At 69.3% G+C, this 20,618-nt stretch carries 20 protein-coding genes and 1 pseudogene; 9 read left to right on the top strand and 12 right to left on the bottom strand.

Features of this window, described 5'->3' with window-relative positions; all coding sequences use genetic code 11:
- Positions 1–40 precede the first annotated feature (40 nt).
- The 3 genes from J4573_RS05225 to arcC are packed head-to-tail and all read right to left on the bottom strand — an operon-like array spanning position 41 to position 5,093.
- Entirely contained in the window at positions 41–1,438 is a 1,398-nt protein-coding gene (locus tag J4573_RS05225) for an amino acid permease (RefSeq protein ID WP_208254081.1), read from the bottom strand.
- Positions 1,435–4,140, bottom strand: a complete 2,706-nt coding sequence (locus tag J4573_RS05220; RefSeq protein WP_307796505.1) for a cation-translocating P-type ATPase — start codon at positions 4,138–4,140, stop codon at positions 1,435–1,437. The genes J4573_RS05225 and J4573_RS05220 overlap by 4 nt, the downstream gene beginning before the upstream one ends.
- Positions 4,137–5,093, bottom strand: coding sequence for a carbamate kinase (gene arcC, locus J4573_RS05215; RefSeq protein ID WP_307796504.1), 957 nt, complete (start codon positions 5,091–5,093; stop codon positions 4,137–4,139). Before arcC ends, J4573_RS05220 begins: the two co-directional genes overlap by 4 nt.
- A gap of 185 nt (positions 5,094–5,278) precedes the next feature.
- On the opposite strand from arcC, the gene J4573_RS05210 reads away from it, so the two are divergent.
- The 3 genes from J4573_RS05210 to J4573_RS05200 all read left to right on the top strand — a co-directional run bounded on the left by J4573_RS05210 (position 5,279) and on the right by J4573_RS05200 (position 8,271).
- Positions 5,279–6,499 carry an arginine deiminase gene (locus J4573_RS05210; RefSeq protein WP_208254078.1) on the top strand — a complete coding sequence of 407 codons (1,221 nt, stop codon included), beginning with the start codon at positions 5,279–5,281 and terminating at the stop codon, positions 6,497–6,499.
- A gap of 163 nt (positions 6,500–6,662) precedes the next feature.
- A complete protein-coding gene (gene argF / locus J4573_RS05205; RefSeq protein WP_208254077.1) occupies positions 6,663–7,664 on the top strand; it encodes an ornithine carbamoyltransferase in 1,002 nt (333 codons plus the stop codon).
- A 151-nt stretch (positions 7,665–7,815) separates the two neighbouring features.
- Entirely contained in the window at positions 7,816–8,271 is a 456-nt protein-coding gene (locus tag J4573_RS05200; protein ID WP_208254076.1) for a pyridoxamine 5'-phosphate oxidase family protein, read from the top strand.
- A 405-nt stretch (positions 8,272–8,676) separates the two neighbouring features.
- On the opposite strand, the gene J4573_RS05195 is transcribed toward J4573_RS05200, so the two are convergent.
- The 4 genes from J4573_RS05195 to J4573_RS05180 form a co-directional block, all read right to left on the bottom strand.
- Entirely contained in the window at positions 8,677–9,660 is a 984-nt protein-coding gene (locus tag J4573_RS05195) for an NAD-dependent epimerase/dehydratase family protein (RefSeq protein ID WP_208254075.1), read from the bottom strand.
- Positions 9,661–9,665: 5 nt separating this feature from the next.
- Positions 9,666–10,052 (bottom strand): VOC family protein, encoded by a 387-nt coding sequence (locus tag J4573_RS05190; RefSeq protein WP_208254074.1) that lies wholly within the window; start codon positions 10,050–10,052, stop codon positions 9,666–9,668.
- Positions 10,049–10,780: an arsenate reductase/protein-tyrosine-phosphatase family protein gene (locus J4573_RS05185; RefSeq protein WP_208254073.1), complete on the bottom strand. Its 732-nt coding sequence runs from the start codon at positions 10,778–10,780 to the stop codon at positions 10,049–10,051. Before J4573_RS05185 ends, J4573_RS05190 begins: the two co-directional genes overlap by 4 nt.
- A 142-nt stretch (positions 10,781–10,922) precedes the next feature.
- Entirely contained in the window at positions 10,923–11,444 is a 522-nt protein-coding gene (locus J4573_RS05180) for a hypothetical protein (protein WP_208254072.1), read from the bottom strand.
- A gap of 103 nt (positions 11,445–11,547) precedes the next feature.
- Here J4573_RS05180 and J4573_RS05175 point away from each other — a divergent pair, with 103 nt between their 5' ends.
- Positions 11,548–12,243, top strand: coding sequence for a TetR/AcrR family transcriptional regulator (locus J4573_RS05175; protein WP_208254071.1), 696 nt, complete (start codon positions 11,548–11,550; stop codon positions 12,241–12,243).
- Here the strand turns inward: J4573_RS05175 and J4573_RS05170 are convergent.
- Positions 12,178–13,260: a sensor histidine kinase gene (locus tag J4573_RS05170; RefSeq protein WP_208254070.1), complete on the bottom strand. Its 1,083-nt coding sequence runs from the start codon at positions 13,258–13,260 to the stop codon at positions 12,178–12,180. The two genes, J4573_RS05175 and J4573_RS05170, sit on opposite strands and share 66 nt — an antisense overlap.
- Complete coding sequence (locus tag J4573_RS05165) at positions 13,257–13,919, bottom strand: response regulator transcription factor (RefSeq protein WP_208254069.1); 663 nt, start codon at positions 13,917–13,919, stop codon at positions 13,257–13,259. The genes J4573_RS05170 and J4573_RS05165 overlap by 4 nt, the downstream gene beginning before the upstream one ends.
- Positions 13,920–14,007: 88 nt before the next feature.
- Here J4573_RS05165 and J4573_RS05160 point away from each other — a divergent pair, with 88 nt between their 5' ends.
- Positions 14,008–14,556: a M15 family metallopeptidase gene (locus J4573_RS05160; protein WP_243772482.1), complete on the top strand. Its 549-nt coding sequence runs from the start codon at positions 14,008–14,010 to the stop codon at positions 14,554–14,556.
- Between the two features lie 73 nt (positions 14,557–14,629).
- On the opposite strand, the pseudogene J4573_RS56620 reads toward J4573_RS05160, so the two are convergent.
- Both J4573_RS56620 and J4573_RS05155 read right to left on the bottom strand, forming a co-directional pair.
- A pseudogene (locus tag J4573_RS56620) lies at positions 14,630–14,932 on the bottom strand (ATP-binding protein); the annotation flags it as partial.
- Positions 14,932–15,195, bottom strand: a complete 264-nt coding sequence (locus J4573_RS05155) for a hypothetical protein (protein ID WP_208254068.1) — start codon at positions 15,193–15,195, stop codon at positions 14,932–14,934. The gene J4573_RS05155 and the pseudogene J4573_RS56620, both read right to left, overlap by 1 nt.
- Before the next feature lie 109 nt (positions 15,196–15,304).
- Here J4573_RS05155 and J4573_RS05150 point away from each other — a divergent pair, with 109 nt between their 5' ends.
- A complete protein-coding gene (locus tag J4573_RS05150) occupies positions 15,305–16,117 on the top strand; it encodes a helix-turn-helix domain-containing protein (RefSeq protein WP_208254067.1) in 813 nt (270 codons plus the stop codon).
- Positions 16,114–16,308 (top strand): DUF397 domain-containing protein, encoded by a 195-nt coding sequence (locus J4573_RS05145; RefSeq protein ID WP_208254066.1) that lies wholly within the window; start codon positions 16,114–16,116, stop codon positions 16,306–16,308. The genes J4573_RS05150 and J4573_RS05145 overlap by 4 nt, the downstream gene beginning before the upstream one ends.
- Here the strand turns inward: J4573_RS05145 and J4573_RS05140 are convergent.
- Positions 16,292–18,418, bottom strand: a complete 2,127-nt coding sequence (locus tag J4573_RS05140; RefSeq protein WP_208254065.1) for an MMPL family transporter — start codon at positions 18,416–18,418, stop codon at positions 16,292–16,294. The genes J4573_RS05145 and J4573_RS05140 overlap by 17 nt on opposite strands.
- 263 nt (positions 18,419–18,681) lie before the next feature.
- On the opposite strand from J4573_RS05140, the gene J4573_RS05135 reads away from it, so the two are divergent.
- Together J4573_RS05135 and J4573_RS05130 are read left to right on the top strand one after the other, a co-directional pair.
- Positions 18,682–19,917, top strand: a complete 1,236-nt coding sequence (locus tag J4573_RS05135) for a sensor histidine kinase (RefSeq protein ID WP_307796502.1) — start codon at positions 18,682–18,684, stop codon at positions 19,915–19,917.
- Positions 19,914–20,594 (top strand): response regulator, encoded by a 681-nt coding sequence (locus J4573_RS05130; RefSeq protein ID WP_208254064.1) that lies wholly within the window; start codon positions 19,914–19,916, stop codon positions 20,592–20,594. Before J4573_RS05135 ends, J4573_RS05130 begins: the two co-directional genes overlap by 4 nt.
- The last annotated feature ends 24 nt before the right edge of the window (positions 20,595–20,618 follow it).

The raw sequence follows: 20,618 nt of genomic DNA, 5'->3' as shown, positions 1-20,618 counted from the left end.
TGCTCGATTCGTTCAGTTGAGCCGGACTCGTTCGGCCGGCTCAGCGATGAGGCGGCACGGGCGGTGGCTCGGTCATGCTGCCGCGGCGTGCCTGGTAGACGGGGATGCCGAGCAGCAGCGCGCCGCCCGCCATGAAGAACGGGCCCCAATAGACCCAGAACTTGTGGCCCGTGTTGCGCGAGTACCAGATGAACAGGATCGCGAAGATCAGCGAGACCACGGCGACGATCATGTCCCGGGTGAAGCGCGGGGTGTCCAGCTCGCGGCGGTCGGCCAGGCGCCACTTGATCTGCGCGAGCGCCGAGAAGCCGTAGGGGATCGCCGAGGTGATGCCCGTCATCAGGACGAGCGTGGTGAACGCGGTCGCGCCGCCCGAGCCGAGGTAGTTGATCACCATGGCGATCGAGGCGAGCACGGTGGAGGCGATGATCCCGAACGCGGGCACGCCGTTCTTGGACATCTTCTTGAAGCGTTCGGGGAAGAGGCCGTCCTTGGCGGCGGCCAGCGGCATCTCGGCGCAGATCATCGTCCAGCCGTTCAGCGCCCCGAAGCCGGAGATGATGACGGCGATCGCCATCACGTCGCCCGCCCACGTACCGCCGAAGATCTCGTTCGCGGCGTCGGAGAACGGGGCGGTCGCGTCGGCCAGCTTGCTGGTCGGCAGGATGCCGAAGACGGCGGTCAGCGACAGCATGTAGACGACGGCGGTGCCGAGCGTTCCCAGGACGGTGGCGCGGGGGACGTTGCGGTCGGGGTCGCGGACCTTGGCGGCGGCGACGGCGGCCGTCTCGACGCCGAGGTAGCTGAACAGGGCGATGGCCATGCCGCCGCCGACCGCCCCGACCGCGCCCTCGTCGCTGACGTTCCACGGCGTGTAGTTGGCCGTGGAGATGAAGAACAGCCCGACGGTCGACATGAAGGCCAGGACGATGAACTTGAGGGCCGTGGTCCACACCTGGATCACGCCCATGTTCTTGACGCCGGAGAGGTTGATGGCCGCCGGGATCCAGAGGCCGACCAGGACGAGCAGCATCGACCAGCCGCGCTGGTGGTCCTTGTTGATGAAGTGCTCGACGTACAGCACCCACCCGACCGCGATGGCCGCGTTGCCCGCCCAGACCGTGATCCAGTACGACCAGGCGTTCGCGAAGCCGAGCTTGTTGCCGAACGCGACGCGCGCGTAGGCGTACGGCCCGCCGTCGGCCGGCAGCCGGCGGGACAGGGCCGCGAACAGCAGCGCCAGCACGACCGCGCCGACCGTGGTGAGCGCCATCGACAGCAGGCTGATCGGCCCGTAGGCGGCGAGCGAGGTGGGCAGGTTGAAGACGCCGACCCCGATGATGCTGCCGACGATCAGCGCGATCGCCGTCGTCAGGCCGAACCGTTGCGGCGCCTCGGCCTCGGTGGGCCGGGCGGCGGTGTCCACGTCGTCTGTCATGTTCGTTCCCTGCTGCGCAGCATCGCCTTGCGGAGCTCGGCGACGACGATGATCGACAGTGCGGTGCCCGCGCAGATGACCCACTGGCGGGCGTTCAGTTCGGTGGTGTCGAGGATCTTCTGGAACGGCGTCAGCGACGTGGCCAGGAAGAGCGTGAGGACCGAGACCCCGGTCCAGGTCGTGAACTTGCGGTCGGTGAAGGTGTCGAGGGAGAAGACCGTGAGGCGTTCGTCCTTGGTCGCGATCGAGAACAGCAGCGCGTACAGCGAGAACGTGACCACGCCCATCGTCTGCGCGACCTCGCGGCCGTGCTCGTGGTCGGCCCAGGCGATGACGCCGAGCGTTCCGGCGCCGATGATCAGGCCGACCACGATCAGCCAGGTCATCTGCGCGCGCGGCAGGATCGGCTGGTCGGGTTTGCGGGGCTTGCGTTCCATCAGGTCGCCGGCGGGTTCGCCGTAGCCGAGCCCGATCGCCTGGAACAGCAGCGTCGTGAAGTTGATCCACAGCGTCTGGAGCGGCAGGAACGGGACGCCGCCGGTGACGTTGAAGATGCTCGCGCCGAGGAAGGCGGTGATGAAGCCGAACAGGCACCCCATCTGGAACCGGACGTACTTCACCAGGTTGTCGTAGAGCCCACGGCCGAGCTCGACCGCCTTGACGATCGTGGAGAAGTCGTCGTCGGTCAGCACCATCACCGCGGCTTCCTTGGTCACCTCGGTGCCGGTGATGCCCATCGCGATGCCGATGTCGGCCTTCTTGAGCGCGGGCGCGTCGTTCACCCCGTCGCCGGTCATCGCCACGATCTCGCCGCGCTTCTTCAGCATGTCGACCAGGCGCACCTTGTGCTCGGGCGTCACGCGGGCGATCACGCCGATGTCGTCGATGCGGGCCAGCGCCTCCTCGTCGCTCATCGCCCCGAACTCCGCCCCGGTGATCACCTGGCCGTCGATGCCGAGCTGCCCGGCGATCGCGGCGGCCGTCACCGCGTGGTCACCGGTGATCATCCGGATCCGGATGCCCGCCGCCTGTGCGGTCGCGATGGACGACTTGGCGGCGGGACGCGGCGGGTCGACGATGCCGACCAGCGACAGCAGTTCCAGCTCGTTCACCAGGCTGAGCAGGTCACCGGTGGGGTCGAACGTGGCCGGATCGAGGTCGCGGCGCGCGGTCGCCATCACGCGCAGGCCCTGCTCGCCGAGGCGGCGGTTCTCGGCCAGGTAGAGCTCGCGGAACTCGCCGTCGGCGGGCACCGGCCCGGTGTCGGCGTCCAGCACGGTCGCGGCGCGGGCGAGCAGCTGGTCCGGCGCCCCCTTCACGTAGCAGCGGATGACGTCGGCGCCCGCGTCGTCCCGCATGAGGTGGAACGTGGCCATCAGCTTGTAGGCGGCGTCGAACGGCAGCTCGGCGATCCGCGGGTAGGCCTCCCGGGTCGAGACCGCGTCCACGCCGCCCTTGGCCGCGAGCGCGACCAGCGCGCCCTCGGTCGGGTCGCCGATCAGCTCGCCCTCGTTGATGACCGCGTCCGCGGCCAGCACCATCGGCAGCAGGAACGGGTCGAGCGGGATCGGCTCCTGGCCCGCGACCCGGGTGATCTGGCCGCTGGTCGCATAGCCCTGGCCCTCCACCGCGTACCGGCGGCCGACGACCGCCATCTGCACGGCGGTCATCTGGTTGAGGGTGAGCGTCCCGGTCTTGTCGGAGTTGATCGCCGACGTCGAGCCGAGCGTCTCGGTCGACTGCAGCCGCTTCATGATCGCCCCAGCCCTGGCGAGCGTCTGCGTACCGAACGCCAGGATCGTGGTGACCACCGCGGGCAGGTTCTCCGGCAGCGCGCCGACGGCGAACGCGACCGCCGCCGTGAAGACCACGGTGAACGAGTCGCCGCGCGCCAGGTTCAGGACCATCGAGATGATCAGCGCGGCCCCGGCGATCCAGAGGATCTGCCGGGTGAGCCGGTCGAGCTGCCGGGTGAGCGGCGTCTTGCCCGCCTTCTCCGCGTGCAGCATGTCCGAGATGTGGCCGACCTCGGTGCCCATCCCGGTCGCGGTCACCACGAACTCGCCCGAGCCGCGCGTGACGTTGGTGTTCATGTAGACCATGTCGGCCCGGTCGCCGAGCGGGGTGTCGTCTCCCTGGACGGGGTCGGTGCCCTTGGTCACCGGCAGGCTCTCGCCGGTGAGCGCGGACTCGGCGATCTCCAGCGTCGCCGCGCGCAGCAGCCGCCCGTCCGCCGGAACGACGTCGCCCGCCTCGATCGACACGACGTCGCCGGGGACCAGCTCCTCGGCCGGGATCTGCTCCAGCCGCCCGTCCCGCGTCACCCGCGCCTTGATGATCATCATCTTCTGCAGGGCCGCGACCGCCGCGGCCGCCTTGCCCTCCTGGCGCAGGCCCAGAACGGCGTTGAACAGCGTCAGGAGCACCAGCATGATGCCGGTCTCCCACTCCTTGAGCGGGTAGAGGCTCCCCAGCCCCGCCACCAGCAGCACGATCTGCATCGTGTCGGCGTACTGCCGCACGAACGCCCGCCACCGAGGCTCCGCCTTAACCGTGGTGAACGCGTTCGGCCCGTACTGCGAAGCCCGTTCAGCCGCCTCGGCCGACGTAAGCCCGCGCTCCCGGCTGACCTTCTCCTCCCGCAACACCGCCTCAACACTCAACGTGTGCCACGAGGCAGCACCCCTGGTAGCCGTACTCACCGCCCACCCCCCGACCCCTCGGGGGCTCCCGGGACGACGTTCGTGCCGGCTTTGCCTTCGACGATGGCGGTGATGTCGTTCAGCGAGCCGATCGCGGCGCGGCGGCCGGTCTTGGCGGCGAAGCGGGACGCGGCCTCGACCTTGGGGCCCATCGAGCCGGCGGCGAAGTCGTACCCGGCGAGCTCGCCCGGCGTCACCTGGCTCAGCAGGCGCTGCTCGGGGCGGCCCCAGTCGACGTACGCGCCGTCCACGTCGGTCGCCATCACGAACAGCTCGGCGCCGACGTCCTCGGCGAGCAGCTCGCTGGCGAAGTCCTTGTCGATCACGGCCTCGACGCCGACCACCTCGCCGGCTCCCGAGGAGGCCGGGCCCGAGGCGGGCAGCACGGTCGGGATGCCGCCGCCGCCCGCGCAGATCACCACGGCGCCGTGGTCCAGCAGCCACATGATCGGCTGGATCTCCAGGATGCGGCGGGGGCGCGGCGAGGCGACCACGCGCCGCCATGCCCGGCCGTCCTGCCGGAACACCCAGTCCTTCTCGGCGGCCAGCTTGTCGGCGGCCTCCTTGGCGTAGACCGGGCCGACGAACTTGGTCGGGTCGGCGAACGCCGGGTCGCCCGGGTCCACGGCGATCATGGTGAGCAGGGTGACCACCTGGGTCTCCTGCGGGAGCAGGCTCCGCATCTCCTGCTGGATCAGGTAGCCGATCATGCCCTGCGTTCCGGCGTCCAGGACGTCCAGCGGGTAGGGCTCGGCGCCCTGGTAGGCCTCTGCCTGGAGGGACAGGAGCCCGACCTGCGGGCCGTTCCCATGCACGATCACGACGCTGTGCTCGGCGACCAGCGGGGTGATGGCCTCCGCCGCGATCCGCACGTTCCGGCGCTGTACCTCGGTGGTCATCGGGTCCGAACGCCGCAGCAGCGCGTTGCCGCCGAGCGCGATCACGATCCGCACGGGCCTCTCCTCCATAGGTCCGCGGGGGCCGGTGGGCCCGTCCGCTCATCGGACGATCACCCGTTCACCTGCGGGCGCGGCTCACCCATGCGGGGTGAGGCGTGGCCGGGTCGCGCCGCCGGATCCTGCGATCACGACCGCCCGCCGCGCGCGGCGGCGCCCGCCACGAGCGAGGAGAGATCGACATGTCATTCGGCGTGAACTCCGAGGTCGGCATGCTGCGGAAGGTGATGGTGCACCGGCCCGGCCTGGAGCACCGCCGCCTCACCCCGTCGAACGCCGAGGAACTGCTGTTCGACGACGTCCTGTGGGTCAGCAGGGCCCAGGCCGAGCACGACGCGTTCCGCGAGGTCATGCGCGAGCGCGGCGTCGAGGTGTACCTCGCCGAGCGGCTGCTCACCGAGGCGCTGGCCAACCCCGAGGCGCGCGGCTGGATCAGCGACCACGTGCTGAACGAGCGCGAGGTCGGCGTCGCAGCGGCCGACCGCGCCCGCACCTGGGCGACCGAGGCGCCGGCGGCCGAGGTCGCCGAGTTCCTGATCGGCGGGATCACCAAGGCGGACGTCGCCGAGGACCTGGGCCTGGAGTGGGAGTCGGCCGACCCGGCCGGCATGCTGCTGCCGCCGCTGCCGAACCTGCTCTTCCAGCGCGACCCGTCCTGCTGGATCTACGACGGCGTCACCCTCAACCCGATGACCAAGCCCGCCCGCAAGCCCGAGACGATGATCATGGAGGCGATCTACGGGTTCCACCCGATGTTCGCCTCGGAGAAGTTCCCGATCTGGCTCGGCGGCGCGGGCGAGGACTGGGGCCGCGCCCATGTCGAGGGCGGCGACGTCCAGCCGATCGGCAACGGCGCCGTGATGATCGGCATGGGGGAGCGGACCACGCCCCAAGCCGTGCTGTGGATCGCGCGGTCGCTGTTCCGGGCCGGGTCGGCGCAGCTCGTCCTGGCCGTTCACCTGCCGAAGTCGCGCAGCTACATGCACCTCGACACGGTCATCACCATGTGCGACCGCGACCTGGTCACGATGTTCCCGCAGGTCGTGGACGGTGCCCGTACGTGGGCGATCCGCCCCGGCGAGTCGCCGGACGACCTGGTCGTCGCCGAGCAGCGCCGCCCGCTGCCCGAGCTGATGGCCGAGGCCCTGGGCGTCGAACGGATGCGGGTCGTGCCGACCGGCGGCGACTCGTTCGAGGCCGAACGCGAGCAGTGGGACGACGGCAACAACGTCGTCGCCCTGGAGCCCGGCGTCGTCATCGGCTACGAGCGCAACACCGGCACCAACGAGGCTCTCCGCCGCGAGGGAATCGAGGTCATCCCGATCGAGGGCTTCGAACTAGGCCGAGGCCGGGGCGGCTCGCACTGCATGACCTGCCCCCTCCAACGCGACCCCGCCTTCTAACCGCGCCGACGGCACTGGCCCGCGCTGACGGCACTGGCCCGCGCTGACGGCACTGGCCCGCGCTGACGGCACTGGCCCGCGCTGACGGCACCGGCCCGCCCTGACCGCACCCGCCGCACCGGCTCGCGCCGGCCCGCGCTGATCGGCCTCTTTGGAGTCCCTCATGTCCTACAGCCTGCGCAATCGCAGCTTCCTCAAGGAAATCGACTTCCAACCTCACGAGATGCGCTTCCTTCTGCGGCTGGCCGAGGCGCTCAAGCTGGCCAAGTACGCCGGCAACGAGGTGCCGCGCCTGACGGGCAAGGAAATCGCCCTCATCTTCGAGAAGACCTCAACGCGCACCCGTTCGGCCTTCGAGGTCGCCGCGTTCGACCAGGGCGCGCACGTCACCTACCTCGACCCGACCGGTTCGCAGCTCGGCCATAAGGAGACCGTCGCCGACACCGCTTCGGTCCTGGGCCGCATGTACGACGCCATCGAGTTCAGGGGCAACGAGCAGGCGGACGTCGAGGCTCTTGCCCTGCATGCGGGAGTGCCGGTCTACAACGGGCTGACCAACGAATGGCACCCCACCCAGATGCTGGCCGACTTCCTGACCATGCACGAGGCGAGCGGCGAGGCGTTCGACAAGCTCTCCTACGTGTTCATGGGGGACTGCCGCTTCAACATGGGGCGTTCCCTGCTGGTCATGGGCGCCATCATGGGCAGCGACGTACGCCTTGCCGGGCCTGCCGAACTGCACCCGCCCAAGGACGTCGTCGCGATCGCAGAGGACATCGCTTCCCGTACGGGCGCCCGCATCACCATCACCGACAACCCTCAGGAAGCCGTAGGCGGGGTCGACTTCATCCACACCGACGTCTGGGTCTCCATGGGTGAGGCCAAGGACGTGTGGGCGGACCGGGTCAAGCTCCTGGCTCCCTACCAGGTGAACGCCGCTCTCCTGGACAAGGCGGGGAACTCCTCGGTGAAGTTCATGCACTGCCTGCCCGCGTTCCACAACACCGGCACCACCGTCGGAAACGAGATCATGACCCACGTCGGCATGACCAACGGTCTGGAGGTCACCGACGAGGTCTTCACCTCACCCGCGAGCATCGTCTTCGACCAGGCAGAGAACCGTCTGCACACCATCAAGGCCGTCCTGGTGGCCACCCTGGCTTGATCCACTCCCTGAGCCTCCCGCGGCCACCCGGCCCTGCGCGGCCTCCCTGGCCCCCGCGGCCTTCCCCGGCCTCCCGCGGCCGGCCGATCTGTGCCGATCCCTCCTTGACCTGGAAGGATCGGCACAGTCGTCGATCAAAGGAAGTGCCGCCATGGCCGAGGCGCCCCGTTCACCCGAGCAGCGCAAGAAGGACGCCCTATACCGCCTGGAGCATGACATCGACCTGTGGGTCGCCTCGTCCGATGCCGACGGCCCCTACCTGGTGCCGCTCTCGTTCCTCTGGGACGGCAGCACCCTGCTCCTGTCCACCCCCGCGAGCAGCCCGACAGGCCGCAACTTGGTGGCTAACAACATCGTCCGCCTAGGCCTGGGCCCTACTCGCGATGTGGTCCTCATCGAAGGCACGGTGGAAAGCCTCACCGCCGCAGACCTCGCCCCCGGCGAAGGCGACGCTTTCGCCGCCAAGACCGGCTTCGACCCCCGCGCCGACGGCGACGCCTACCACTACTACCGAGTGCGCCCCTTGCGCCTCCAAGTCTGGCGAGAGGCCAACGAACTCAAGGGCCGCACCCTCATGCGCGAAGGCGCATGGATCGTTCCCGAATAGCGCACAGCGTTCCGGCGGGAGAATCGGTCCCAGCCCTTCGCGCTTTTCGGCACGCCGGCGTTGGACTCGGGGCCGGGAAAAAGAATAGCCGGCGGTGTGGTCCAATCGCTCAACAAAGGTGCGGATCAGCCGGTTCGGCCCTGGAACAGGTCGATGAACGGGATCGGGCCGTCGAGGCCGACGACCTTGACCGTTCCGTCGTGCTCCACCATCGGCGGGCAGTGGTGAGGGCGTCGTCCTCGCGGGTTTGGGCCTTCTCTCGGAGCAGGAGTTGGTCGCGGGCTCTACCTGGCGGTCTGGTCGACGGCCGGGGCGGCGTGCCGGCCGGGCCGTTCGGCGGCGATCACCAGAACACACTCGCGACCCGGCCGGGACGCATCGTGGAAGCGACTCACGCGTGGTGACTCAGCTGTGCTGGGCCAGGACCTTGGCTTCCAGGTCGGGGTCCAGGCCTACGGGCGGTCGGTCGGGGCGCTGGGGGGCTTGACCGCCGAGGGTCTGGAGCCAGGCCCAGGTGTCGGCGACGGTCTCCTGAACGGGGCGGCAGCGCAGGCCGGTGGCGAGGGCCTTGTCGACGTTGCCCATGTGGAGGGTGTCGTAGAGCTCGCCCTGCGGGAGCCAGACGGGGAGATTGCTCCACGGCTCCACCCCGGCGGCGAGGATGGCGTCCGGGTCGGTCCAGCGCAGCTCGGCGTCGGAGCCGGTCACGCTGATGCAGGCCTCCAGGAGCTCGCGCATCGTGGTGTGGCCGGGGGTGCTGACCATGTTGTACGGGCCGCCGAGCTTCTGTTCGGCGGCGTCGACGGTCCAGGTGGCGAGGTCGCGGACGTCGATGTACTGCAGGCCCGAGTCGGCCGGGGCGGGCGCCAGGACGGGGCCGCCGCGGGCCATCCGGTTGAGCCACCAGGGGAGGCGGCCGATGTCCTCGTACGGGCCGAGGATCAGGCCGGCCCGCACGAACAGGGCCCGGTCGCCGAAGGCCTGCTCGGCGGCCAACTCCCCGCCTCTCTTGTCCTCGGCGTAGCCGACTTCGCCCGCGTCAGGCGACCCGTCCACGACCGGAGCATCCTCCGTCGCGTTCGGGGGCGTCGGAAAGGGATGGACCGAGCGGCTGGAGACGTAGATGTACTGGGCGGCCCTGCCGCTCAGGAGGTTCGCGGCGTCGCGGACGATGGTCGGGGCGCCCGACCAGGTGTCGACGACGACGTCCCACTCGCCGTTCTCCAGCGCCGACAGGTCGCCGGTGCGGTCCCCGATGAGCGTGCTGACGCCGGGCGGAGGCTCCGTCCGGCCACGGTTGAACGTGGTGACCTGCCAGCCTCTGGCCAGCGCTTCCTCGGTGACGGCTCGTCCCACGAAGTGGGTGCCGCCCAGCATCAGCAGTCTCATACCCCTCACTGTGCCTGATCTTGGGCGGGTTCGAAGATCTCAATCAGGTTGCCGGCCGGGTCGGTGACCAGGATTTGCCGTCCGCCGGGGCCGGAGACGGCCTCGCCCAGGAAGGGCACGCCGGCCTGGTCGAGCCGCTTGATCTCGGCGTCCAGGTCCTCGACGGCGAGGTGGATGCGGTTGCGCCCGGCGGGCGTGCCCGGGGGCGTCGCCAGCGATCCGGAGCTGCCGGGGCCCGACAGCAGCAGGCGGAGCGGCCCGCGGACCACGTCGGCGAAGCCCGGCGCCCGGTTCATGCGGACCGTGAAGCCGAAGTGGGTCGTGTAGAAGTCCACGGCCGCCTGCACGTCGTCGACGATGTAGCGGACGCTGGCGAATTCTTCTGTGCTCATGACGAATCCTCCCTGGTGTCGAGCACGGGAAGCAGATGGCGGATGCGGGTGTCGATCTCCGCTGCCGTACGGACGAAGGCGGGGTAGCCAGTCGGCTCGGGGATGCTCCAGTGGACGAGCTCGGGGTCACCGGGGAAGGCGGGCTGCGCCTCCCGCACCTTGTCGCACAGGCTGATCACGTAGCCGAAGGAACGGTCTTGCACAGTGTTCAAGTGCTGAGGCCTGCGACCGGCGACGTCCACCCCGTACCGCTCACGCAGGACCCGGACGGCGTTGCCGCTGACGGCCCGCTTGGGATGGCTGCCGGCGCTGGTCACCTCAACCCGCCCGCCCGTCCGATGGCGAAGGAGACTCTCAGCGATCAACGACCGCGCGCTGTTGCCGGTGCACGTGAACAGCACAGGCGCCCGATAGCCCCCGAAGACCGGCTCCCTCGCCAGCGCCGGATGGAGGGCCGTGCCCACCCCGGTCAGGGCACTTGCACAACGTTCAAGATCGAGGTGGTAGTAGCTGTCCCGCCCGTCAAAGCTGCTGCGGCCAGCGCTGACCAGGCCCCCACGACGCAGCTGGCGCAGGTGGTACGAGACCAGGTTCTGTGGCTCGCCGACCCGTTCCATCAACTCGCGGACCCGCAGATCCCCCTGGCCCAGCTCGGCCAGCAGCCGCCACCGCAGCGGATGGGCGGCCAGCTGAAGGAACGCCGGTGTCGCTGGATCCGAGGACCCCATAACCCGACAATACATCAACCCCATTTGATAGATCGAGGACACCAGAGGTGCTTCGCCGAAATCCACCCGATGTCAAGACCGCTCCGCCCAGCTGGATTCGTGGAAGCACGCCTTGCCTCCGGCGTTCGGGGGCGGGGGTGGGTCAGGCGAAGGTGACGGTGAGGAGGGCGATGAGGGAGGCGGCGAAGACGGTGGTGTGGCGGGCCTTTTGGAGGGTGGGGGTCCAGGTGGGGAAGCCGCTCTCGGCGGCCTTGAGGAGGGCGCGGACGTCGATGCGCTGGAGGGTGGGGTCGCCCTTGCGCTGGAAGGCCTTCTCTACGGACTGAACGGCGGTGAGCTGGCTCCAGAGGATCAGGGCGTTGCCGAGCAGGATCAGGGAGGAGAAGACCCAGGTCAGGAGCTGGCCCCAGTGCGGGTCGATGAGGTTGAACGCCGCGGCGATGATCATGAGGGCTGCGACGGTGGCGGGGACGGCTGTTTCGTGGCCGGAGGCGTCGAAGGTGAGCTTGTTCTCGGCGAGGACCGTGGTCGGGAAGCCCTGGCGGGTCAGTTCGGCCTCGGCGTTGGCCTTGGCGGTGGAGGCGCCGAAGCGGTGGCGGAGTGCGGGGATGCTCAGGAACGAGGCGGCGACCAGCAGTTGGGCGGTGGCGGCGATGACGTACATGGGGTTCCTCCGGTGACTTGTACTTTGTTCAAGTGAAGATTAGGTGATCACTTGAACTTTGTGCAAGTGGTTTCTTGAACTTTGTGCAAGTAGGGTGGCCGGCATGCCACGGGACACGTTGACCAAGGACCAGATCGTCGGGACCGCCATTGAGCTGCTGGATGCGGAGGGGCTTGAGGGGCTCAACATGCGGGCCTTGGGGCAGCGGCTCGACTCGGCGGCCACGGCCGTCTACTGGCATGTGAAGAGCAAGGACAACCTGCTGCGGCTGGCCAGCGATCAGGTGTGGAACGAGATCGCGTTGCCCGACGTGGAGGCCGTGGGGTGGCGAGAGGCCGCCGCGGTGATGGCGACCAGCCTGCTGGCGATGTTCAAGCGGCATCCGTGGGTGGTGCAGGCGATCGCCTCGCAGGTCTCCTACGGACCGGGCAAGGCCCGGCACGATGACCACAGCCTGTGGGTGTACGAGGCGGCGGGGTTCTCGGGGGCCGAGGCCGATCAGGCCTCCGCGGCCACGTTCATGTACGTGCTCGGGAACGCGGTGGGGGAGTCGGCCAACGCGGCTCTGAGCCGGAAGCTCACCCGGGCGGGGAACGACGCCGAAAAGAGCCTCGGGGAGACGATGGCCAAGGCGCGCGAGGTGGCGATGGAGTTCCCCCGGCTGCGGGAAAGGCTGGACGGCCCTGCGGCCGAGGAGTACGGCGCGGCGCCAGAGGACAGCTTCGAACTGGGGCTACGGGCGATGCTCGATGGGCTCGCGAATCGCCTCTACTCCCATGAGCGCCGCCTCGGCGGTTAGGCCGCCGGTCGGGTTGGGGGCCAGGCGCAGACGGCCTTGGTGGGCCTGAATGATGTCGGCGACCAAAGTGAGGCCTAGGCCGTGCCCGCCGCCTGCGGTGCGGGCCTTGCCTCGGGCGAACGGCTCCAAGTAGACGTCGACGGCGTCCGGCGGGATCAGCGGGCCGGTATTGCTCACGGTCAGGCGGGATGGGGCGACCGAGACTGTTACTGCGCCGCCTGGCACGTTGTGGCGTAGGGCGTTCTCCAGCAGGTTGAGCGCCAGTTGGCGAAGGAGGGCGGGGTCACCTAGGACTGGGGCGGGGGCGAGGTCTGCGGAGATGGTGATTTCCCGGGTCTCGGCCTCTTTGCGCACCGTTTCCAGGGCCTCAGCGGTCACCTCGGCCAAGTCGGTCGGCTCCAGGGACAAAGGCGTACGGCCCAGGGCGGACAGCTGGAGCAGCGCCTCGACGATCTCGATGGAACGCTGGTTGGTCTTCTGGAGGCGGGACGTCAGGCGCCCATAGTCCTGGCCCCCGGGATCGGCGACCGCGACGTCCAGCATCGTGCGGGTGATCGACAGCGGGGTGCGCAGCTCGTGGGAGGCGTTGGCGGCGAAGCGCTGCTGGCGTTCGAACGAGCGCTGGAGCCGGTCGAGCATCGCGTCGAAGGTGTCGGCGAGGTCGGTGAACTCGTCGCGGCGGCCGGTCATGGCGATGCGGTGGCCGAGCGAGCCCTCGGCGGCGATGCGGGCGGCCTCGTTCAGCTGCTTCAACGGGCTGAGCACGCGCCCCGCGATGATCCAGCCGCCCGCCAGCCCGATCACCGCGAGCGCGCCGAGCGCGTAGCCCGAGATGCGCAGGAGGGTGTCGAGGATCTCCTGCCGGGACGGCGCGGGCGAGGTGTCGCGCGGGTTGGCGGCGGTCAGCGGGTAGTTCGGCACCCAGCGCATCGCCAGGTAGATGATCGCGAGCATGACCGCGCCGGTGAGGACGGCGAAGAGGGCGTAGCTGAGGGTGAGGCGCAGGCGGGCGGTCATCGCGCGTCCAGCCGGTAGCCGACGCCGGGAACGGTGTGGATCACAGCCGGGGCGCCGAGGCGGCTGCGCAGGGCCGAGATCGTGATCCGGATGGCGTTGGTGAACGGGTCGGCGTTCTCGTCCCAGGCCCGTTCCAGCAGGGTCTCGGCGCTGACCACGCCGCCGCGGGCGGTCATGAGGATCTCCAGGACGGCGAACTGCTTGCGGCTGAGCGAGACGTGCCGGCCCGCGCGGTAGACCTCGCGGCGGAACGGGTCGAGGGTGATCCCCGCGTGCTCCAGCACCGGCGGAGCGCCCTGCGCGGGACGGCGGGCCAGCGAACGCAGGCGGACGACCAGTTCGGGGAGGTCGAACGGCTTGGTCAGGTAGTCGTCCGCGCCGAGCTCGAAGCCGGTGATCTTGTCGGCGAGGTCGCCCGCGGCGGTGAGCATGAGGACGCGGCAGCCGAGGCCTCGGGCGACGATCGTTCGGCAGACCTCGTCGCCGTGCACGCCGGGGAGGTCGCGGTCGAGCACGACCACGTCGTAGCCGGTGACACCGAGGCGTTCGAGCGCGGCGTCGCCGTCGCCCGCGATGTCGGCGGCGATCGCCTCCAGGCGCAGCCCCGCCTGGATCGCCTCCGCCATATAGATCTCGTCCTCGACGATGAGCACCCGCATGGGATTCATGTTATGCGGGGTTCTATATCGAAAACGTATGCGGAAATCCATACGGCCTCGCAACATCGCCTGCGGTGCATTAGAGGCCATGAGATCACGCAGCTTCGTTCCCGCATTGACCGTTGCCGCAGGGCTGGCGCTCACGGCCTGCTCGATGAGTTCCACGGGCGCCTCAACGTTTCCCAGCGCGTCCACCGCTCAGGACGACGGACGCATAGACGACGCGCACAAGCCGACGCCTTTTGACGTGAACCACCCGGCGATCCGCAACCTCAACAAGGCGCTCCTGGCCGCCCTTCAGAAGGCGGCCACCCACGCCGAACGCGATGGCGTTCATTTCGTCGTCAACTCCGGATGGCGCAGCGAGAGGTATCAGCGCGAGTTGATGGAGCAGGCCGTCACCCGATACGGAAGCCGAGAAGAGGCAAAGCGTTTCGTTCTGAGCCCGGAGAAATCCGCTCACGTGAAAGGCCGAGCCGTCGACATCGGACCGACCGACGCCGACAGCTGGCTCGGCCGGCACGGCGCCGCGTTCGGGCTCTGTCAGACCTACGCCAACGAGATGTGGCACTACGAACTGGCGACGAAACCCGGCGGCGAGTGCCCGCCGCAACGCCCGGACGCGACCGCCGGTTGATCACAGCTCGAACCACGTATGGAGCCCCCCCCGCGTCGTCGACGAAGAACCCCGAACGTGCGGCCAGATCCTCGATGAGGATCATCCCTCGCCCGCACGTCGACAGCTCGTCGGTCTCGCACCGGCTGGGCAGCGTGGAGCCCCCGGCGTCCACCACCTCGGTACGGATCGTGCCGCCGCCGACGTCGTACAGCGTCAGCGTGAACTCGCCGCCGTGCCGCGAGTCCGAATGCGTCACGCTGTTGGTCGCCAACTCGCTGACCAGCAGGATCAGCGTGTCGTCGCCGGGGACCAGCCCCGCGGCGAACCGGCGCGCGGCGGCCACGCTCAGGGGGACGGCCGGCAGTCTCGCCGAGCCGAGCACGGTCCAGGTCATCATGCGTCCATTGCCTCCACGATCATCGCGATGGCGCGCGGGTCGGTGACCAGCGCCCACCCGAACGGCCACACCCACGCCCAGGTCCGTTCCTGCGGCGCGGGCACGCACGCGATGAACCGGACGCGGTCGGACCGCCGGGTGATCACCCGCAGCACCGGCCCCGAACACGGGCCGACGATCTTGGGGCGGAGCCCGTGCGGCTCCAGCTCGATGGCCAGCCAGGCGAGCAGCTCGGGCCGCTCGGCCGGGTCCACGATCATGTCTCGGTCCCCGCCCCGTCGTCGCTTTGGGTGATCTCCTGACATCGTCGTGTGATCGGCCTACGCTCTGCCACAGGTTCCGCACTCCACGCTGAACGGAGGCCCCCCGATGCCCGATCGACAAACCCCCGACCCCACCAAGTCGCCGTTCGGCTATTACGCGCTCCGCATGCGCCGAGAACGCACCAAGGCCGGTCTCAAGCAAGAGGAAGTGGCCCGCCACGTCACCGTCTCGCCGCAGCTCTACGGCCATTACGAGAACTGCCGCCGAGTCCCCACAATGGACGTCTCAGAGGGCCTCGATGATCTCTATAATCTGGACGAATTCTTCGCGGGACTGCATCCTCTCGTCATCTCCGAGTTGGAGCTCTCGCCGCAGTACGTCCAGTACGTGAAGGAAGAGGACCGGGCGTCTCACATTCGCATGTACGACCCGCTCTACGTGCCTGGTCTCTTTCAGCACGAGGACTATGCGCGAGAGATTCTGCGCGGCTTTTCACCACCGGATGACCTCGAACACGACGTTGCTTCGCGGATGAGCCGCCAGAAGATCCTCGACCGGGACGAGCCGCCTCGCATCTTCGTCCTGCTCTCGGAAACCGCGATCCGCAACCCGGTGGGCAGTCCGGAGATCATGAAGGCACAGCTTGCGAGGCTCCTGGAGTTCAACGAGAAGCCGAATGTCTCCGTGCAAATCGTTCCGTGGGGCGCGCCCGTCCATGTGCCGAGCCCGTTCACGCTTCTGGATTTTCCAGAAGGAGGGTCACTCGGCTACGTCGACGCCACCGGGGGCAACGGAACCATGATTCAGATCCCCGAGCGCCTGCAGCGCCTTGCAGTACGGTGGGAAGAGATCAAGGGCGAGGCGCTTTCGTTTGGACCATCGGAGGCGCGAATCCGTCAGGAGTTGGAGAGCCTGTGAACGACGTTCCCCCCGTTCAGTGGCGCAAGAGCAGTTACAGCAGCGGAGAGGCAGACAGTACCTGCGTCGAGGTTGCTGATCTCCAGAGTTTCATCGGTATTCGGGACAGTAAGGACCCGGAAGGGCCACGGCTGGCGGTCAGCGTGGCCGACTTCCGGGCGTTGACCGGGGCGATCAAGCGTTTGCGCTGACCTTCGGCAGGGGTGCGGTCTTCGGTTGACGGCGGCCGGGCATCCACCAGTTGGCCTTGCCGCAGAGTTCCATGACGGCCGGGACCAGGATCATGCGGACGATGGTGGCGTCGATGAGGACGGCGACGGCCATGCCCAGGCCGATCTGCTTGACGGCGACGTCGGGGCCCAGCAGGGACGTCGTGAAGACGGCGACCATGATGGCGGCGGCGGCCGTGATGACCTTGGCGGTACGTGCCATGCCTCGGGTGACGGCCGTTCTGGTGTCGCCGGTGCGTTCGTACTCCTCACGGACGCGGGAGATCAGGAAGACCTCGTAGTCCATGGACAGGCCGAACAGGAGCGGGAACATCATCATCGGCACCCAGGTGGTGACCGGCATGGTCGTTGTGAAGCCGAGCGCGTGGCCCAGCCATCCCCATTGGACGATCGCCACCAGTACGCCGTAGGCGGCGCCGATGGAGAGCAGGTTGAGGACGGCGGCCTGGATCGCGATGGTGACCGAGCGGACCAGGGCGATCAGGAGGACCAGGGACATCGCGATGACGATGGCGATCATCAGGGGCAGGCGCGAGCCGATGTCGTCGGAGAAGTCGATGGTGACGGCGTTCGGGCCGCCTACGTAGACGTTCTTGGGCAGTACGTCGGCGCGGAGCCGGTGGACCAGGTCGGGGGTCGCCTTGTCCTGGTAGCCGGTGGTGGGGAACGCCATGAAGGTGGCGGCCTGGCCGTCGCGGCTCATCTGGGGCGGTGTCACGTGGGCGATGCCGTTGGTCTTGGCGACCGACTGGATCACGGGACGCAGGTCGGTGTTCTGGGCGGTGAAGATCAGGGGCGCGCCGTAGCCGGGGCCGAAGCCCTCGGACAGGATCGTGTGCGCGACGTAGCTGCTCCGGTCGTGGGGTTGAACGCTGGCGTCGGGGAGGCTCAGGCGCATCGAGAGGGTTGGGGCGGCGAGGATCAGCAGGCCTGTGGTGGCTAGGACGGCGGCTGCCCATGGCCTGCGGTGAACGGCTCCGGCCCAGCGTTCGGCGAGGGTGCGGCGTTCGAGGGAGGGGACGGCGCCGTTGCGGCGGCGGGGCAGGCGGAGGCTGTTGATCCTGTGGCCGGTGAAGCCCAGGAACGCGGGGAGCAGCGTGACTGCGGCGATCATTGTTATGAGGACCGTGATCGAGGCGGCGATCGCCACGCCGGTCATCAGGCGCTGGTTCATGGCGATCAGGCCGAACAGGGCGATGACCACGGTCGTTCCGGCGAAGAGAACGGCGCGGCCCGCGGTCGTGATGGCGGTGACGGTGGCGTGCTCGGGGTCCTCGCCGTTCTGGAGGCCCTCCTTGAAGCGGGTCACGATGAACAGCGCGTAGTCGATGCCGACGCCGAGCCCGATCAACGCGGCGACGATCACGGTGAAGTCGGGCGAGGGGAAGATGTAGCCCACCAGCTTGGTGAGAGCGATGCCCCCGACGATCGCCATCAGCGCGGTCACGATCGGCAGGCCGGTCGCCACGAGTGACCCGAACGCGATGAACAGGATGACGGCCGCGGCCAGGACGCCGACGCCCTCGGCCGGTCCCTGCTGGGGGACCTCGGCCTTCTCCGCCAGGTCACCGGCGAGGCCGAGCGTGACGCCGCCGCCCGAGGCGTCCTTGACCGTGTTCACCAGCGGCTTGACCGCGGAGTTCTTCGGGTCCTTGTCGGTCAGCGGGATGGTCGTACGGGCGATGCGCCGGTCCGCCGTCACCAGGTCCTTGTCCTGGTAGGGCGAGGCGACCGGGCCGGTGATGGGCGAGGCGTCCAGGTCGGCGACGACCTTCTCGATCTTCTGCCGGGCGGCGGGGTCGTCGATGCCCTTGTCCGCCTTGATGGCGAGGGTGAGGGTGTCGCCCTGCCGTTCGGGGAAATGTTTCTCGATCAGGCGCTGGGCGTGGGCGGAGCCGGAGTCTCCGCCGGAGAAGTCGTTGTCGGAGGCGGCGCCGTAGCCGAAGCCGGCGAACGCCACGGCGAGCACGCCCGCGACCCACAGCAGCAGGACCAGCCGGCGCCGCCGGTGGCAGAAACGGGCCAGCCCCGCCAGAGCCCCGTCCGTACGGGGATTCTCGGATTCCTTCATGAGCCCGATCGTGGTCGCCGGTCGCCGCTTAGGTCGTCGGCCTGGCGGACGCACTTCGCGCTGCGGCGGGCGCCGCAGAATCGGCGGATCTACCGCGCGTGCGGTAGCGGGCCGCTCGTCCGCGGGCAGGAGTCGCGCGCGGCGAGTCCTGGTTAGGGTGCGGCTATGAGGCTGGTCGAGTTGCGCCCATCAGTGCTGGTCGAGGTGCGTCCGTGAGAGCTGGTCGAGGTGCACCCATCAGAGCTGGTCGAGGTGCGACGCCCGTGAGAACTGCGCTGTCCGGCGTGCTGTCCAGGAGCGGCAACTGGCTGATCGCGATCGGTGTGGCGGCGACGCTGCTGTTCACCGCGCTGGTCGAGGACCGTTCCACCAGCGAGGTCGACGTGCTCGGCTATGCGCTGCTGTTGGCGAGCGGGCTGGCGCTGGCGGGTGTACGCCGGGCGCCGGTCGTCGTGCTGGTCGCGACCGCGGTGTTCGCGCTGGGGTATCAGGCGGCGGGCTTCGATGTGCCCGGCGTCGCGTACCTGATCGCGGTGTACGCGGCCGTACGGGCGGGCCACCGGACCGTCACCGTGGCGGTGAGCGTGGTGCTGCTGGCCGCCCTCCCGGTCGCGGCGCTGATCTCCCCGACGGACCCGTCCCTCAGCGAAGCCTTCACGCAGGCGCGTGGCGCGGTCGAGATCGCGTGGCTGGTGGCCGCGGGTGCCGCCGGCGAGGCGTTGCGGCAGGCCGAACGGCGTGCTGACGAGGCCGAACGCACGCGCGAGGAGACCGCACGGCTGCGCGCGAGCGAGGAACGGCTGCACATCGCGCGGGAGCTGCACGACTCGCTCACCCACCAGATCTCGATCATCAAGGTGCAGGCCGGTGTTGCCGTTCACCTGGCCCGCAAGAGGGGCGAGCAGGTGCCGGACGCGCTGGTGACCATCCAGGAGGCCAGCCACGAGGCGACCCGCGAGCTGCGAGCGACCCTTGAGACGCTCCGCGAGGACAATACCGGCGGTACGCCGTCGCACGGGCTCGACCACGTTCCTGACCTGGTGGAACGCGCCCGCGGCACGGGCCTGAAGACGACCCTGATGATCGAAGGGGAACGGCCGGACGTGCCCGTGCCTGTCGAGGTGGACAGGGCCGCCTACCGGATCGTTCAGGAGTCCCTCACCAATACCGCGCGCCACGCGGCGGCCGACAGCGCGTTCATCCTGATCGACTACCGCCCCGGCACCCTCACGATCCGCGTCGACGACGACGGCAAGGCCGAGCCGGGCACCGACCCCGTGCCGGGCACCGGCCTGCTCGGCATGCGCGAACGCGTCGCCGCCCTCGGCGGCCGCCTCCGCGCCGAGCCCCGCAGCGAAGGCGGCTTCAGCGTCCAAGCCGAATTCCCGCTGGCCGAGCCGTCCCAGGCGTCCAAGCCGTCCGAGCGGGGCGTGCCGTCCGAGCGGGGCGAGCCACTGGTGCGGGAGGCGTCTGAGGCGCCCGTGGGGGAGGCGTCGTGATTCGGGTTGTGCTGGTCGATGACCAGCAGCTTTTGCGGGGCGGGTTTCGGGCGTTGCTGGAGGCCGAGGACGACATTGAGGTGGTGGCCGAGGCGGCGGACGGCAGGGCGGGACTGAAGCTGATCAGGGAGCACCGGCCCGACATCGCGCTCGTCGACATCCAGATGCCGGTCATGGACGGCATCGAGGCGACCCGGCGGATCGCCGCCGATCCGGAGCTGGCCGGGGTGCACGTGGTGATCCTGACCAACTTCGGCCTCGACGAGTACGTCTTCAACGCGCTGCGCGCCGGGGCCGCCGGGTTCCTGGTGAAGGACATCGAGCCGGACGACTTCCTGCACTCGGTGCGGGTCGCGGCGCGCGGCGATGCTCTGCTGGCGCCGTCGATCACGAGGATGCTGATCGGCCGGTACGTCGCGCAGCCGCTCACCCCGGCCGCCGGGGCCGCGCTGAACGAGCTGACCAATCGCGAACGCGAGGCCGTCGTCCTGGTCGCGCAGGGCCTGTCGAACGACCAGATCGCCGACCGCATGGCGATCAGCCCGATGACGGCGAAGACCCACGTCAACCGGGCCATGATCAAGCTGCAGGCGCGCGACCGCGCCCAGCTCGTGGTGCTGGCGTACGAGTCCGGCCTGGTGGCCCCCGGATCGGCCGACTCCGCCCGGCCGCATTGACCTGGAGTGGACTCCAGGTGATTT

Origin of the sequence: Actinomadura barringtoniae, from assembly GCF_017573505.1 — a bacterium.
GTDB lineage: Bacteria > Actinomycetota > Actinomycetes > Streptosporangiales > Streptosporangiaceae > Spirillospora > Spirillospora barringtoniae.
This window is presented reverse-complemented; position numbering and strand designations above follow the sequence as displayed.

Excerpts from the sequence above, each read along its gene's own strand:
- argF (WP_208254077.1), top strand. The coding sequence starts at position 6,663 with ATGTCCTACAGCCTGCGCAATCGCAGCTTCCTCAAGGAAATCGACTTC.
- J4573_RS05190 (WP_208254074.1), bottom strand. The coding sequence starts at position 10,052 with ATGAGCACAGAAGAATTCGCCAGCGTCCGCTACATCGTCGACGACGTG.
- J4573_RS05150 (WP_208254067.1), top strand. The coding sequence starts at position 15,305 with ATGCCCGATCGACAAACCCCCGACCCCACCAAGTCGCCGTTCGGCTAT.
- J4573_RS05185 (WP_208254073.1), bottom strand. The coding sequence starts at position 10,780 with ATGGGGTCCTCGGATCCAGCGACACCGGCGTTCCTTCAGCTGGCCGCC.
- J4573_RS05165 (WP_208254069.1), bottom strand. The coding sequence starts at position 13,919 with ATGCGGGTGCTCATCGTCGAGGACGAGATCTATATGGCGGAGGCGATC.
- J4573_RS05140 (WP_208254065.1), bottom strand. The coding sequence starts at position 18,418 with ATGAAGGAATCCGAGAATCCCCGTACGGACGGGGCTCTGGCGGGGCTG.
- J4573_RS05160 (WP_243772482.1), top strand. The coding sequence starts at position 14,008 with ATGAGATCACGCAGCTTCGTTCCCGCATTGACCGTTGCCGCAGGGCTG.
- J4573_RS05170 (WP_208254070.1), bottom strand. The coding sequence starts at position 13,260 with ATGACCGCCCGCCTGCGCCTCACCCTCAGCTACGCCCTCTTCGCCGTC.
- J4573_RS05200 (WP_208254076.1), top strand. The coding sequence starts at position 7,816 with ATGGCCGAGGCGCCCCGTTCACCCGAGCAGCGCAAGAAGGACGCCCTA.
- J4573_RS05175 (WP_208254071.1), top strand. The coding sequence starts at position 11,548 with ATGCCACGGGACACGTTGACCAAGGACCAGATCGTCGGGACCGCCATT.
- J4573_RS05225 (WP_208254081.1), bottom strand. The coding sequence starts at position 1,438 with ATGACAGACGACGTGGACACCGCCGCCCGGCCCACCGAGGCCGAGGCG.
- J4573_RS05180 (WP_208254072.1), bottom strand. The coding sequence starts at position 11,444 with ATGTACGTCATCGCCGCCACCGCCCAACTGCTGGTCGCCGCCTCGTTC.
- J4573_RS05195 (WP_208254075.1), bottom strand. The coding sequence starts at position 9,660 with ATGAGACTGCTGATGCTGGGCGGCACCCACTTCGTGGGACGAGCCGTC.
- J4573_RS05210 (WP_208254078.1), top strand. The coding sequence starts at position 5,279 with ATGTCATTCGGCGTGAACTCCGAGGTCGGCATGCTGCGGAAGGTGATG.
- J4573_RS05155 (WP_208254068.1), bottom strand. The coding sequence starts at position 15,195 with ATGATCGTGGACCCGGCCGAGCGGCCCGAGCTGCTCGCCTGGCTGGCC.